The organism is Umezawaea tangerina, from assembly GCF_003002815.1.
GTDB classification, from domain to species: Bacteria; Actinomycetota; Actinomycetes; order Mycobacteriales; family Pseudonocardiaceae; genus Umezawaea; species Umezawaea tangerina.
The window spans coordinates 57,153-70,509 of the sequence record NZ_PVTF01000004.1 but is presented as its reverse complement, the minus strand read 5'-3'; the positions used below and the strand labels follow the sequence as shown (position 1 = coordinate 70,509).

Annotated in this window: 9 protein-coding genes and 2 pseudogenes; 6 read left to right on the top strand and 5 right to left on the bottom strand. The window is 71.3% G+C overall.

Annotated features, from left to right (window positions below):
* The first annotated feature begins 4 nt into the window (after positions 1-4).
* Positions 5-733 (top strand): aspartate/glutamate racemase family protein, encoded by a 729-nt coding sequence (locus CLV43_RS14340; protein ID WP_106187669.1) that lies wholly within the window; start codon positions 5-7, stop codon positions 731-733.
* Here the strand turns inward: CLV43_RS14340 and CLV43_RS14335 are convergent.
* On the bottom strand, positions 723-3,785 hold the full coding sequence (locus CLV43_RS14335; RefSeq protein WP_106187668.1) for a discoidin domain-containing protein: 3,063 nt from the start codon (positions 3,783-3,785) through the stop codon (positions 723-725). The genes CLV43_RS14340 and CLV43_RS14335 overlap by 11 nt on opposite strands.
* A gap of 154 nt (positions 3,786-3,939) precedes the next feature.
* Here CLV43_RS14335 and CLV43_RS14330 point away from each other — a divergent pair, with 154 nt between their 5' ends.
* Positions 3,940-4,347 carry a VOC family protein gene (locus CLV43_RS14330; RefSeq protein ID WP_106187667.1) on the top strand — a complete coding sequence of 136 codons (408 nt, stop codon included), beginning with the start codon at positions 3,940-3,942 and terminating at the stop codon, positions 4,345-4,347.
* A 48-nt stretch (positions 4,348-4,395) separates the two neighbouring features.
* Positions 4,396-4,734, top strand: coding sequence for a hypothetical protein (locus CLV43_RS14325; RefSeq protein WP_106187666.1), 339 nt, complete (start codon positions 4,396-4,398; stop codon positions 4,732-4,734).
* Here CLV43_RS14325 and CLV43_RS14320 read toward each other — a convergent pair.
* Complete coding sequence (locus CLV43_RS14320; protein WP_106187665.1) at positions 4,724-5,398, bottom strand: alpha/beta hydrolase family protein; 675 nt, start codon at positions 5,396-5,398, stop codon at positions 4,724-4,726. The genes CLV43_RS14325 and CLV43_RS14320 overlap by 11 nt on opposite strands.
* Positions 5,399-5,500: 102 nt before the next feature.
* Between CLV43_RS14320 and CLV43_RS14315 the strand changes: the two genes are divergently transcribed.
* Positions 5,501-6,181, top strand: a complete 681-nt coding sequence (locus CLV43_RS14315) for a hypothetical protein (RefSeq protein WP_146174764.1) — start codon at positions 5,501-5,503, stop codon at positions 6,179-6,181.
* Positions 6,182-6,526: 345 nt separating this feature from the next.
* Here the strand turns inward: CLV43_RS14315 and rnhA are convergent.
* Positions 6,527-6,970 (bottom strand): annotated as a pseudogene (gene rnhA, locus CLV43_RS49260) (ribonuclease HI); the annotation flags it as partial.
* A 192-nt stretch (positions 6,971-7,162) separates the two neighbouring features.
* Positions 7,163-7,840 (bottom strand): MBL fold metallo-hydrolase, encoded by a 678-nt coding sequence (locus CLV43_RS14305; RefSeq protein WP_106187662.1) that lies wholly within the window; start codon positions 7,838-7,840, stop codon positions 7,163-7,165.
* Between the two features lie 127 nt (positions 7,841-7,967).
* Here CLV43_RS14305 and CLV43_RS49255 point away from each other — a divergent pair.
* A pseudogene (locus CLV43_RS49255) lies at positions 7,968-8,927 on the top strand (acyltransferase family protein); the annotation flags it as partial.
* A 128-nt stretch (positions 8,928-9,055) separates the two neighbouring features.
* Here CLV43_RS49255 and CLV43_RS14295 read toward each other — a convergent pair.
* On the bottom strand, positions 9,056-9,844 hold the full coding sequence (locus CLV43_RS14295) for a maleylpyruvate isomerase family mycothiol-dependent enzyme (RefSeq protein WP_106187660.1): 789 nt from the start codon (positions 9,842-9,844) through the stop codon (positions 9,056-9,058).
* 479 nt (positions 9,845-10,323) lie between these two features.
* Between CLV43_RS14295 and uvrA the strand changes: the two genes are divergently transcribed.
* Complete coding sequence (gene uvrA, locus CLV43_RS14290; protein WP_106187659.1) at positions 10,324-13,203, top strand: excinuclease ABC subunit UvrA; 2,880 nt, start codon at positions 10,324-10,326, stop codon at positions 13,201-13,203.
* Positions 13,204-13,357 lie beyond the last annotated feature (154 nt).

Below are 13,357 nucleotides of genomic sequence, written 5' to 3'. Positions count from 1 at the left end.
CCCCGTGCTGATCAAGATCGTCAACCCGAACACCAGCAAGGGCATGACCCGGTCCATCCACGCGGCGGCGCTCGCCATGGCCGCCCCCGGCACATCGGTCGACGCGGTGAGCCCGGCCATGGGCCCCGCGTCGATCGAGAGCCACTACGACGAGGCGCTCAGCGTCCCCGGCGTGCTGGCGGAGGTCGCGGCGGGCGAGCAGTCCGGTGTGGACGGTTACGTGATCGCCTGCTTCGGCGACCCCGGCCTGGACGCGGCGCGCGAGCTGGCCGCCGGACCGGTGGTCGGGATCGCCGAGGCGGCCATGCGCACCGCGGCCTACCTCGGCCGCCGGTTCACCGTGGTGACCACGCTCGACCGCACCCGTGGCCGGGCGTGGGACCTCGCGGAGCGGTACGGGGTGCAGCGGTTCTGCGCCGGGGTGCACGCGTGCGACATCCCGGTGCTGGAGCTGGAGGAGGACCCGGACGCGCTGGAGAAGGTCACGCAGGCGTGCCGGGACGCCGTCGTGCGGGACGACGCGGACGCCGTGGTGCTCGGCTGCGCGGGCATGGCGGACCTGTGCGCGGACCTCTCCGCCGCCATCGGCGTGCCGGTGGTCGACGGGGTCCGCGCCGCCACGCTCCAGGTGCAGTCCCTGGTCGCGATGGGGCTGCGCACCGGGGCGCGCGGCGAGTTCGCCACGCCGCCGTCGAAGCCGTACACCGGGCTGCTGCGCGGGTTCAGCCTGTGACGGCCGGGCGCACCACGACGGACACCAGGGTCGCCTGACCCGTCCGCCACCCGGTGCCCACGGCGACGTAGCGGGCCGTCGTGGCGACCGCGGCGGTCGACCTCCGGCCGCGCGGCACCGCCGCGGCGGCGGGCTGGTAGGTCCGGCCGTCGGTGCTGGTCGAGACGGTGGTCGTGGGCACGAGACCGGCCGTCCAGGTCAGCACCACGCCGTCCACCGCCAGCGCCGCGCCGAGGTCGACCACCAGGCGGCCGTTCGGGCCCGGCGTCCACGAGGTCCGCGGGTCGTCGTCCACGGCCGCCGCCGGGTCGGACATGCCGGGCGGCAGGGGCGAGGTCGGGAACGCGACGCGCCCGGCCGCCAGGTCGGCCAGTGGGTACGGCCGCCCGGTCGGGAACACCACCTCGGCGCCGCTGGACAGGGGCAGCTCGGCGCCACCGGCCTGGGTGACGACCAGCGCGGCGGCGGGTCCGGTGACGCGGACGCGCCGGCCGTCGGAGACCGTCGCCGTGAGCCCGACCGGCAGCGCGCCGCCCGCGGCCCGGCGGAGGGTGAACCTGGCGGGCTCGACCCGTGCGCTCGCCGCGTCGACGGCCAGGACGTAGTCGGTGCCGGTCGCGGTGGTCCGCTGGACGCCCTGGTAGAGCTGCACCCCGGTGCGCGGCTGCGTGATCGACACCGTGCCGGTGACCCGCAGCGCGCTCAGGTTGAAAAGGCTCAGGTAGCCGTCGGCGGTGCTCGCCCGGACGCCCGCCGGGCACGTCGGCGCACCCGCGGCGGCGATCGCGCGCAGGTCCCTCGACGCACCGGTGTAACCCTCCGCGAGGAACCCGGCCGCGGGCCCGTCGGACAGCACGACCGTCCCGCCGCGCACGGCGATCGGCGCGGTCGAGCCGTGCACGACGAACCCGGCGCGCCCGTCCACGTCCAGCCACCCACCGGTGCTGCGCAGGTCGTCGTGCGGGTACGCCACGGCGGTCGTCCACCGCACGCCGTCGACGGAGGTCTCCACGCGGTAGGCCACCCCGGCCGCGGTCTCCCAGTGCAGGCGCACCCGGTCGAGCGGGACGTCCGCGCCGAGGTCGACCGAGAGCCAGCTGTCGGCGCGCGGCCGGTCGGCCCGCGACACCGCCCAGCGCGTCGCGGCGTCGCTGTCGGTCGCGAACGCCGGGTCGCGGCCGGTGTCGGACGACGACGCCGTGGTCGGACGCCCGCGCGCCGCGTCGGCACCGGACGCGCCGTCCCGCACCTCGAACGCGAAGACCGAGTAGCCGTAGGTCGGGTACGGGGTCACGCCGACCATCCGCACGTGCCGCGCGGTCGTGCGGGCGAACACCAGGTCGTCGACCCGCCCGGTGCCGACGCCGTCGGTGGCGCGCACCGTCGCGGCGCCCTCGGCCGCGGTGTACACGCGGTCGCCGTCCAGCCCCGGCACACCGGGCATCGTGCGGTTGTGGACCTCCACCCGGCCTTCCCCGGCCGCGACACCGGAGGTCGCGTACACGACGGTGCCGGTCGGCAGCGTCACCATCCCGGCCCACCCCGAGTCGAAGCCCAGCACGCTCGCCGTCGCGTCGAACCCGTCGCGGATCCCGTTGTACGCCTTGGCGAACCGCGTCCGCACGGCCAGCCCGGTCGACGGCAGGAACATCGGCGAGGCGCCGCCGAGCACGAACAGCCAGTCGTCGTGACCGGGCTGCCAGGCGAACTTCACCAGCCCGGCCTTGCTGACCGTCGCCGCCCACGCCGACTCCGACTGCTGCGCCAGCAGACCCGGTCCCGCGCCGAAGTCCGTCGCCCCGCTCGCGTGCCGGAACAGCTCCGCGGCCGAGGCGGGCTCCGGTCGTGGCCGCAGCTCGTGCAGCAGGTAGCTGATCGCGATCTCGGCCCGCGCCTCCGGCTCGTACTTGGGCTCACCGGAGAACTTCGTGATCCGGTCCACCGGCGCGTACGCCTGGTAGGCCTCCAGCCTGGCCGCGAGGTCGGCCTCGGCACGGGCGGCGAAGCGGTCGCCGAGCACCTGCGCCCGGAACGCCAACGGGATGACGTCCCTGCCGTAGAGGTGTTCGCGGTCGGCCACCATCGGCATGAGCGGCTCGCCCGCGTCGCTCATCGTGCCCAGGACGGTGCGCCACAGGCGTTCCCCGTTGGGCTGCGCGGTGACCACCTCGGGCAGCGGACGGCCCGCGAGCAGGAAGTGGACGCCGTTGCGCGCCGACGTGCGCCACAGCTCCTCCTGGTAGTGCGGCCCGAACGACCCGTGGTTCTCCACCAGGAACGTGTCGTGCAGGTTCGCCGCCGTGTTGGCGCTCACCGGCACGCCGTCCACCAGCGCCGGGTTCGCGAGGTCCGCCGCGGGCAGCCCGGAGGCGTTGCGGCTCCACCGGCCGAACGCCGCGCGCCACGCGTCCGGCGGCTGGTCGGCCCAGGCCAGTCCGGGCGCGAGGGCCTGGGCATACACGCCCATCTCCTCCAGCTTGGTGTCGCCCGCGAAGCCGCCCGCCGTGCCGTTCGGCGTCCAGCTGCCCGACCGCGGGTCGTCGCCGGTGCCCAGGGAGACCGTGTACTCGGCCTGCGCGCGGACGATGGTGTCCACAGTGGACCGCGTCGTGGCGTCCAGGTCGGACCAGAGCAGCCGGGCGGCGAGGACGAAGTAGGACTGGAAGGTGGTGTCCCAGAACAGGGTCTTGCCCCACTCGGTCCCACCGGCCAGCACGTTCGACGCGGCGAAGTGCTCGATGGTGGCGACCGTCCGCGCCCGCAGCACGTCCCGGCCCACCCCGGCGACCTGCGCGTCGTACTCGCCCCTGGTCACCAGGACCGCGTTGCCCAGCACGACGGCGAACCCGAAGTCGGTGCGGGTGTAGTGCCCCGCGGTGGCGTCGAACCGGGTCTCGGACCACCGGGTGTGCCGGAGCAGGACGCGGTAGTAGGTGTCGGCCACCGGGTCCGCGACCGCGGCGGCCCGTCCGACGCCGACACCGCCGGTCGTCCCGACCACCGCGGACGCCCCGATCAACCCCAACAACCGCCGCCGGTTCAGCAGGAACACCCCAGCCTCCTCGTGACAACGTTGTCCAGGACCGCCGGTCAATCTCACCACGGGTGACCGGCCGTTCTCCCCTGGTGGCAGGGGAATTGCTCCCTATGGCGGCACCCGGAGTGCTCTGCGACGATGCGGTCCCGGCGCTAGCAAGGAGCGTGTGATGGCATCAGTCCTGAACCCGTACATCAGCTTCACCGACAACGCCCGCGAGGCGATGGAGTACTACCAGGGCGTGTTCGGCGGTGAGCTGACGCTCAACACGTTCGGCGAGTTCGGCGCGGACGACGCGCCGTTCGCGGACAAGATCATGCACGGCATGCTGAAGACCGACAGCGGCTACACGCTGATGGCCGCGGACACCCCGCCCGGCATGGAGCACAACCCCGGCACGAACGTCACCATCAGCCTGAGCGGCAGCGACGGCGACGACCTGCGCGGCTACTGGGAGAAGCTCTCCGACGGCGGGACGGTCTCGGTCCCCCTGGAGAAGCAGATGTGGGGCGACGAGTTCGGCGCCTGCGTCGACCGCTTCGGCATCCCGTGGATGGTCAACATCACCCAGTCCTGACCCCACCCCCCGGCGGCGGGTGGGGCCCGTCGCCGGGAGGATGGCCGCATGGCGGAACTGCTGTCCGTGCGGCTGGCGCCCGAGTGGGTGACCGACTGCCTGTGGGTCCTCCGGGCGGATGACCCGATCAGGGAGAACTACGCCCCCGAACGGCTGGTGGCCGACCACGGCGCACCCGCCGAACTGGTCGCCGCGATAGAGGCGTGGGACGCCGAGTTCCAGGCCGTGTTCGTCAGCGACGACCCGATGAGCTCCGGGTTCCCGGACGAGACCACGACCCTCGCCTGGCGCTCCCGCGGCGAGGCGCTCGCGGCCCGCCTGGCCGCCCTGCTCGGCGTGCGCGTCGAGTTCCGCGTGGCCGGCTACGACCGCGTCTTCACGCCGTGAGGTGCCCCAGCACCAGGTCCGCGGCCTCCAGCACGGCGTCGCGCGACTGCTGGGTGTGGTCCAGCACGTCGAACGCGTGCTGCCCGTCCGGCACGTGGACGACGTGCACGTCGACGTCGGTGGCGAGGAACGCGTCGACCGTCTCCTGCAGCTCGGCGGACTCCAGGCCCACCCTGGTCAGCACGATCGGCCGACCGGGCGCCACGGCGTCGGCCGGGTTCATCATCGGGTAGCTCAACGCCAGGCAGCGCAACCACTCCGGTGACTCGGCGAGCCAGCGGCCGGTGAGCAGCGCGCCGCCGGAGAACGCCCACAGCGCCACCCGGTCCGCGTCCACCCCGTCCGCCGCCCGCACGGCGTCGACGATCCTCGCCAGGTCCTCGGCTGCGTCCGGCCACGCCTCGGGGGAGTGGTAGGGCGGGTCGGCGACCACCGCGACCACACCGCGTTCGGCCAGCAGCCGCGCGTACCCCTGGTAGACCGGCCACCGCCGCGGCCGGATCGGGTACACCTCGGGTGAGGGGCCGGTGACGATGACGACCGCGGGCAGCGGACCGTCGGCGCCGGGCGGCAGGTAGGTGTCGTAGCCGTCCACCTGCCCGGTGGTGCCGGTGAACGGCGTCTCCACCACGAACTCGAACTCGTGCGGTGCCCGCTGTGCCATGAGGGCAATCCTCGCAGCTGTCGCGCACGCCTGTCCGGGGTTTACCGGAAGGCCGTCGCGGGGAATCCCCGGGAGCGTTACCAACGCAGAGGGAGCGCGCCCATGGGGAAGCGGTGGCTCGTCCTGGCCGCTGTTGTCGTTGCGGTGTCAGGGTGTTCCTCGTCCCCGGACCGCGCGACCGCGGTACCCGGCGACGCCGTCACCGCCGACCGCGCGGGGCGGACGCGGGCCGACCTGACGCTGCTGACCGGCGCGACCGCCATCGTCGTCCGCTCCACCGACCTGCACGGCGACCTCTTCCGCGCGTGGTCCCCGGACGGCAGGCGCGTGGTGCCCCGCGCGACCGTCGACGGCGACGTGCTCGCCCTCTCGTTCGACAACGCCGACGAGGCGCGCGTCGAGCTGGCGTCCGACGTCACGTGGAGCGTCCACCTCGACGGCGGCGCCAAGGTGCAGACCGTCGACCTGCGCACCGCCAAGCTCGAGTCCGTCGACTTCGGCGCGGGCTCCGACCGCATCGACCTCACGCTGCCGACGCCGACCGGCACGGTTCCGGTCCGCATGACCGGCGGCGCCTCCGCCTTCGACCTGCACCTGCCCGCCGGCGCGCAGGCCCAGGTCCGGTTCAGCGGCGGTGCCGGCCACGCCGTGATCGACGGCACGTCCACCTCCGGTCTCGCGGGCGGCACCGTGCTGAGCACCACCGACCTCGACACCGCCGCCGACCACTACGCCGTCGACGCCGTGGCGGGCGTCGCCGAGCTCACGGTGGACCGGACGTGATCACCGCTCGGCGGCGGATCCCGTTTCCTGAGTCGATTCGGCCGACCAGCACCGCGGATGCCCACGGACTCAAAATCGGAACAGACTGGGATGGGTGTCCGATTCACCTCGGTGGTGGACGCAAGGACCACCTCCGCTGGCGACTGTGCACCGCTTTCCATTCCTCTGCAGAGCACCGCACTGCAGAGCCGGGTCGTGCACGTGGCACAGGCCGGACAGGCCTGCGTCGACCGCGCACTGCTCGCCCTTGCGGGTCACGGCCCGACAGCGCGTCTTCTCTTTCACGGGTGTGGTCTCAGTCGGCATCCGCACCGGCCGGACGGGTGGCGTCCACGACATCCCCTTGGCCGCTTCCGACGCCCCCGTGGTCGCCAGTCTGTCAGCGCGCTCGTTCTCGGGGTGACCGGCATGTCCTTTGACCCAGAGCCATTCGACCTCGTGCTTCTCGGTCGCGGCGTCGAGGAGTTGCCACAGGTCCACGTTCTTCACCGGTTTCTTGGACCCGGTGGTCCAACCGTTCGCCTTCCACTTCGGAAGCCACGACGTGATGCCGTCCTTCACGTACGAGCTGTCCGTGTACACCCGCACCACCGACGGTCGCTTCAGGCTTTCCAGCGCCCGGATCGGAGCCGTCAGCTCCATCCGGTTGTTCGTCGTGATCGTGGGTTCGGACCCGTGGAGTTCTTTCTCATGCGGACCGTATTTCAGCACCGCGCCCCAGCCACCGGGGCCGGGATTGCCCCAGCACGACCCATCGGTGTAGATCTCCACAACAAGTTCGTCGACCACGGCTCGAAATTACCCAACCGGCCACGGCGGAGTCCGCTCAATGCGAACTTGCTTCGGCCGACAACTTCGGACTCCGATTATTGCGGTCCTGGTGGCCATTTCAGCTTTGTCGAAGTCGTATTGCTCCGTGCCGGTGGAATGATCACGACCCACCGCCGTGTGGAGCCCCGGCGACCGGGGCTCCACCCGAGGTCACCACCCGCGCGAGCGCCACTCGTCCAGGTGACCGCGCTGCTCGCCCAGCGTCGAGTCGTCACCGTGGCCGGGGTAGAACCAGGTGTCGTCGGGCAGCTCGGCGAAGATCCGCGAGGTCACGTCGTCGAGCAGCGAGGTGAAGTTCTCCGGGGACGAGGTCTTGCCCACGCCGCCGGGGAACAGCGAGTCGCCGGTGAACAGGTGCGGGTGCCCGTCGGGGTCGCGGTAGAGCAGGGCGATGGAGCCCGGCGTGTGGCCGCGCAGGTGGATGACGGTCAGCGGGACCTCGCCGACGGCGACCGTGTCGCCGTGCTCGACGAGCTGGTCCGGCGGAACCGGCAGCGGGCCCGCGTCCAGGGCGTGGGCGACGGTGTCGGCGCCGTTCGCGCCCGCGACCGCGCCGAGCGCCTGCCAGTGGTCGCCGTGCTGGTGGGTGGTGACGATCGTCTTGAGCCTCGGCCGCTCCTGGTCGTGGCCGACCAGGTCGGAGAGGCGTTCGGGGTCGGCGGCGGCGTCGATGAGCAGGGCCTCGTTGGTAGCGCGGCACACCAGGAGGTACGCGTTGTTGTCCATCGGACCGACGGAGATCTTCGTGATGGTCAGGGCGCCGAGCGTCCGGCGGGCCGCGGGGCCGCCCGGTTCGACGTGACCGGTGTAGTCCTCTTGTACGTCCACAATGGCCGACGGTAGTCGTTCGAGTACTTGCGGCGCACTCCTTCAGGGTCCCTACAGGTTGACCCCTTAGGCTTGGTAACGATCGAATCCGACGTTGCCGAACACTCCGGAACGGGTTTCCCCCCTCGTGTCGAACTCTCCTCGCGCCTCCGCCCGACGGATCAACTGGGACGTCCTGCGGGTGGTCGCCGTGTTCTCCGTCCTGCTGCAGCACGCCACGCACGCGGGACCGTTCGTGCACCCCGAGCTCGGTCGCCCGCTGTTCTCGTTCCCCCTCGAGATGGGGGCCAGCGGGCTGGTCGTCATGTCCGCGTACTTCGCGTGCGCGTCGCTGGCGAAGGGCGAGCCCGTGCGGTTCCTGCGCAACCGGCTCTCGCGGCTGCTGCCCGCGTACGCGGTGGCGGCCACGTTCACGTTCGGCGTGCTCAAGTGGGTCGCGCCGGAGGGCTGGAGCCAGCTGGGGTTCCGCGACCTCGTGATGAACATCTTCATGCTGCAGAACTGGGTCCCGGACGTCCGGCTCGTCGACTACTCGTACTGGACGCTGCCCGTGCAGATCACCGGGTTCATCGCGGGCGCGTTCCTCTGCTCACGCTTGCGCGGCCCGTGGTTGCGCGTGCTGCTGTGGACACTCGTGTTCGGGCCGCTGGTCATGCGGATCTGGACGACCGAACCCGGTCTGGTCAGGACGCTCTACGACGGTCTCGGCGTGCACCGCGCGCAGCTGTTCGCGATCGGCATCGGCATCTGGCTGTGGTCGAAGGGCAGGCTGGGCAACGGCCACCTCGGCGCGCTGCTGGTGTGCGCGCTGGGCGCGCAGGCCATCCACAGCTCCGACCTGGAGTCCACCCTGGGGCTCGGCGTGCTGCTGCTCGGCTACTGCGCCGCGGCGAGCGGCCCGGACTGGAACGTGCAGCCGATCCGCGCGATCGCCACCCCGATCAAGTGGCTGGCGGGCATCTCCTACGGCGTCTACCTCGTGCACCAGGAGGTCGGCTACGTCGTGATGCTCTACCTCGCCCGCCTCGGGCTCGGCCCGGTGGTCCAGCTCGTCGCCTTCTTCGCCACGGCCGTCGTGCTCGGGTGGCTGCTCACCAGGTTCGTCGAGCGCCCGATCCACACCTGGCTCACCGCCGAGAGCCGGGGGCCGGAGCTGGTCCGCCTGGTGCTGGCGGCCCGGCTGCTGGCACCCCGGTTCACCGGCGGCGCGTCCGCTCAGAGCCAGCTGGGCAGCTTCGGCACGTCCCCGCTCAACCGCGCGCCGTCGTGGCGGCCGGTGAGCCAGCCGAGCACGTCGGCCGCGTCACCGCTGATGGTGACGGAGCTGTCGGTGCCCGCGGTGTTCAACTCCCAGCTGCGCTGACGACCCTCCGGCAGCGCGACGTCGATCCGCACGGCGGGCGAGTCGGGCCTGGTCGCGAACCCGCCGACCACGCTGTCCACCAGGTCCTCCAGGTGCTCCTCGGGCAGGTCGTCGAAGTCGACGCCCACGTCGAGGTCGACCAGGTGGAACAGCAGCTCGCGCAGCCTGAGCCACGGCACCTGGTGGGCCAGCAGCGTCCCGCCGCTGGGCTGGACGACCTCCGCCTCCCACGCCGAGGCGGGCAGGCTCTCGGCGGCCGCGGCGAACCGCAGGCACGCCGAGTCGAGGTCGGCCCGCAGCAGCTGCGGTGTCCGCGTCGACCCCTCCTCGATGTCGGCGTCCCGGTCGACCCTGCTCGTGTACGCCGGGTGCTCGACCCCCGTTCTCGCCCACGTCAGCAGGTTGACCAGCGCGTCGGCGTTGCGCGCCACGTGGCTGATCACGTGCGCCCGGCTCCAGCCGGGCAGCAGGCTGGGAGCGCGCACGGCGACCGCGTCCAGTTCGGCGACGGCGGCGTAGAACGCCTCGGTGGCGCGGTCGACGGCCGCGAGGTTCCCGGTGGCCAGCTGCGCCGCGCCGGACTGCTCCCTCGGCGCGGGCACGACCGACTCCACCTGGGAACCGGTGTTGGCAAAGCTCATGTGGTGCCTCTCCCCGACGTTGAGGCTCGGAATTCGGTGCCGACCAGCCTAGGAGGGTTCACCGTGGACCGGTAGCCGTCGATCACACGGGGAATCACCTGGTGGCGGTACCTCGACTCTACCGAGTGCGCGATCACGATGCCGAGGGTCGCGGGTCCCCCACGATCGGGTGAAATAGCTCTCCCTCCTCCTCGCCGCGGTGTGACGGGTGGGGCTGGTGGGGTACCTGTCCACTGCCGTGGCCACCGAGCCCGGGTGTCGGGGAATGCCGGCGGGGCCAGGACCGTTTTCGTCGGTGGTCGCACTTAGCATGGTGGTCGGCTCACCTCCCGCGGCCTGGAGACCTCCGACACGGGGGTCGACCCGCCGCGCGGGCACCAGTGGTGTTTAGTACGCTTTTTCGAACGTGTGTTCGGTACCGCACGAACCGGCGTGTGCATGGCCGGGCTCGCCAACCCAAAGCCGAAGGGAACCACCCAGTGGCAGACCGCCTTGTCGTTCGCGGCGCTCGCGAGCACAACCTGCGGGGCGTGGACCTCGACCTGCCGAGGGACGCCCTCATCGTGTTCACCGGGCTCTCCGGCTCGGGCAAGTCCAGCCTCGCGTTCGACACGATCTTCGCGGAGGGCCAGCGCCGGTACGTGGAGTCGCTCTCCGCGTACGCGCGGCAGTTCCTCGGCCAGATGGACAAGCCGGACGTGGACTTCATCGAGGGCCTGTCGCCCGCGGTGTCGATCGACCAGAAGTCGACCAGCCGCAACCCGCGGTCGACCGTCGGCACGATCACCGAGGTGTACGACTACCTGCGCCTGCTCTACGCGCGTGCGGGCAAGGCGCACTGCCCGGCGTGCGGCGAGCCGATCAGCAAGCAGACCCCGCAGCAGATCGTCGACCAGGTGCTGGCGATGCAGCAGGGCGTGAAGTTCCAGGTGCTCGCGCCGGTGATCCGCGGCCGCAAGGGCGAGTACGTCGACCTGTTCTCCGCGCTGCAGGCCCAGGGCTACTCGCGCGCGAAGGTCGACGGCACGGTGTACGCGCTGGCCGAGGTGCCGAAGCTCAAGAAGCAGGAGAAGCACGAGATCTCGGTGGTGATCGACCGGCTGTCGGTGAAGGCGAGCTCCAAGCAGCGCCTCACCGACTCGGTCGAGACCGCGCTGAGGCTGGCCGACGGGCTCGTCGTGCTGGAGTTCGTCGACCTGCCGGAGACCGACCCGCAGCGCGAGCGCGGCTTCTCCGAGCACCTGGCCTGCCCGAACGGCCACCCGCTCGCGATCGAGGACCTCGAACCGCGCTCGTTCTCGTTCAACTCGCCCTACGGCGCCTGCCCGGCGTGCACCGGTCTCGGCGTGCGCAAGGAGGTCGACCCGGAGCTGGTCGTGCCCGACGACGAGCTGTCGCTCGGCGAGGGCGCCATCGCGCCGTGGGCGGGCGGCCAGACCGCCGAGTACTTCACCCGGCTGCTGGAGTCGCTGGGCGAGACCATCGGCTACCGGATGGACACCGCGTGGCGCTCGCTGCCCGCGAAGGTGCAGAAGGCCGTGCTGCACGGCGTGAACGAGCAGGTCCACGTCCGGTACAAGAACCGGTACGGCCGCGAGCGCTCGTACTACGCGAACTTCGAGGGCGTGATCCCGTTCCTGGAGCGCCGCCAGGAGCAGACCGAGTCCGAGTTCATGCGGGAGAAGTACGAGGGCTACATGCGGGAGGTGCCCTGCCCGACGTGCCAGGGCACGCGCCTCAAGCCCGAGATCCTCGCCGTGACGCTGCACCACGCCCGCAAGGGCGACAAGTCCATCGCCGAGGTCTGCGCGATGAGCGTGTCGGAGTGCTCGGAGTTCCTCGACGGGCTCAAGCTCGGCAAGCGCGAGTCGATGATCGCGGGCGCCGTGCTCAAGGAGATCCAGGCGCGCCTGCACTTCCTGGTCGACGTGGGCCTGACGTACCTGTCGCTGGACCGCGCGTCCGGCACGCTGTCCGGTGGCGAGGCCCAGCGCATCCGGCTGGCGACGCAGATCGGGTCCGGCCTGGTGGGCGTGCTGTACGTGCTGGACGAGCCGTCGATCGGCCTGCACCAGCGCGACAACCACCGGCTCATCGACACCCTGATCCGGCTGCGCGACCTGGGCAACACGCTGATCGTCGTCGAGCACGACGAGGACACCATCCGCACGTCGGACTGGGTCGTCGACATCGGCCCCGGCGCCGGTGAGCACGGCGGCCACGTCGTGCACAGCGGGCCGTACAAGGCGCTGCTGAAGAACAAGGAGTCGCTGACCGGCGCGTACCTGTCCGGGCGCAAGGAAATCCCGATGCCGGAGACGCGCCGCAAGATCGACAAGAAGCGGCAGCTCACGGTCGTCGGCGCGCGCGAGCACAACCTGCGCGGGATCGACGTGTCGTTCCCGCTCGGGGCGCTGGTGTCGGTGACGGGTGTGTCGGGGTCGGGGAAGTCGACGCTGGTCAACGACATCCTGGCGACCGTGCTGGCGAACAAGCTCAACGGCGCCCGCCAGGTGCCCGGTCGGCACACCCGGATCAAGGGGCTCGACGAGGTCGACAAGCTCGTCCAGGTCGACCAGTCGCCGATCGGCCGCACGCCCCGGTCCAACGCCGCCACCTACACCGGGGTGTTCGACCACATCCGGAAGCTGTTCGCGTCGACCACCGAGGCGAAGGTGCGCGGGTACCAGCCGGGGCGGTTCTCGTTCAACGTCAAGGGCGGGCGGTGCGAGGCCTGCGCGGGCGACGGGACGATCAAGATCGAGATGAATTTCCTGCCGGACGTGTACGTGCCCTGCGAGGTGTGCAAGGGAGCGCGGTACAACCGGGAGACCCTGGAGGTCCACTACAAGGGGAAGACGATCTCCGAGGTGCTGGACATGCCGATCGAGGAGGCGGCCTCGTTCTTCGAGCCGATCAACGCGATCTACCGGCACCTGAAGACGCTGGTGGACGTCGGTCTCGGGTACGTCCGCTTGGGGCAGCCCGCGCCCACGCTGTCCGGCGGTGAGGCGCAGCGGGTGAAGTTGGCCTCCGAGCTGCAGAAGAGGTCGACCGGGCGGACGGTGTACATCCTGGACGAGCCGACGACGGGGTTGCACTTCGAGGACATCCGGAAGCTGCTCGGGGTGATCAACGGGTTGGTGGACAAGGGGAACTCGGTGATCGTGATCGAGCACAACCTGGATGTGATCAAGACGTCCGACTGGGTCGTGGACATGGGGCCGGAGGGTGGGTCCGGGGGTGGGATGGTGATCGCTGAGGGGACGCCTGAGGAGATCGCCGGTGAGGAGAAGAGCTACACCGGGCAGTTCTTGCGGCAGGTGTTGGATGTTGAGGATGCTGCTGTGGCTGGGTGAGGTTGCCTGGGGGTGTCCTGTGCGAAGCCCGGCCCCCGGTGCGCGATTGTCTCAATGCCCGACCCCTGCTTGTCAAGACGATAAAGCTGTCTTGACAAGCAGGGGTCGGGCAGGAGGGCGCTGTTTATCGGGGGCGGGAGGGGAGCTGGCTTCG

Coding starts and splice junctions, on each gene's coding strand:
- CLV43_RS14315 (WP_146174764.1), top strand. CDS start 5,501: ATGGGGAAGCGGTGGCTCGTCCTGGCCGCTGTTGTCGTTGCGGTGTCA.
- CLV43_RS14320 (WP_106187665.1), bottom strand. CDS start 5,398: ATGGCACAGCGGGCACCGCACGAGTTCGAGTTCGTGGTGGAGACGCCG.
- CLV43_RS14330 (WP_106187667.1), top strand. CDS start 3,940: ATGGCATCAGTCCTGAACCCGTACATCAGCTTCACCGACAACGCCCGC.
- CLV43_RS14295 (WP_106187660.1), bottom strand. CDS start 9,844: ATGAGCTTTGCCAACACCGGTTCCCAGGTGGAGTCGGTCGTGCCCGCG.
- CLV43_RS14325 (WP_106187666.1), top strand. CDS start 4,396: ATGGCGGAACTGCTGTCCGTGCGGCTGGCGCCCGAGTGGGTGACCGAC.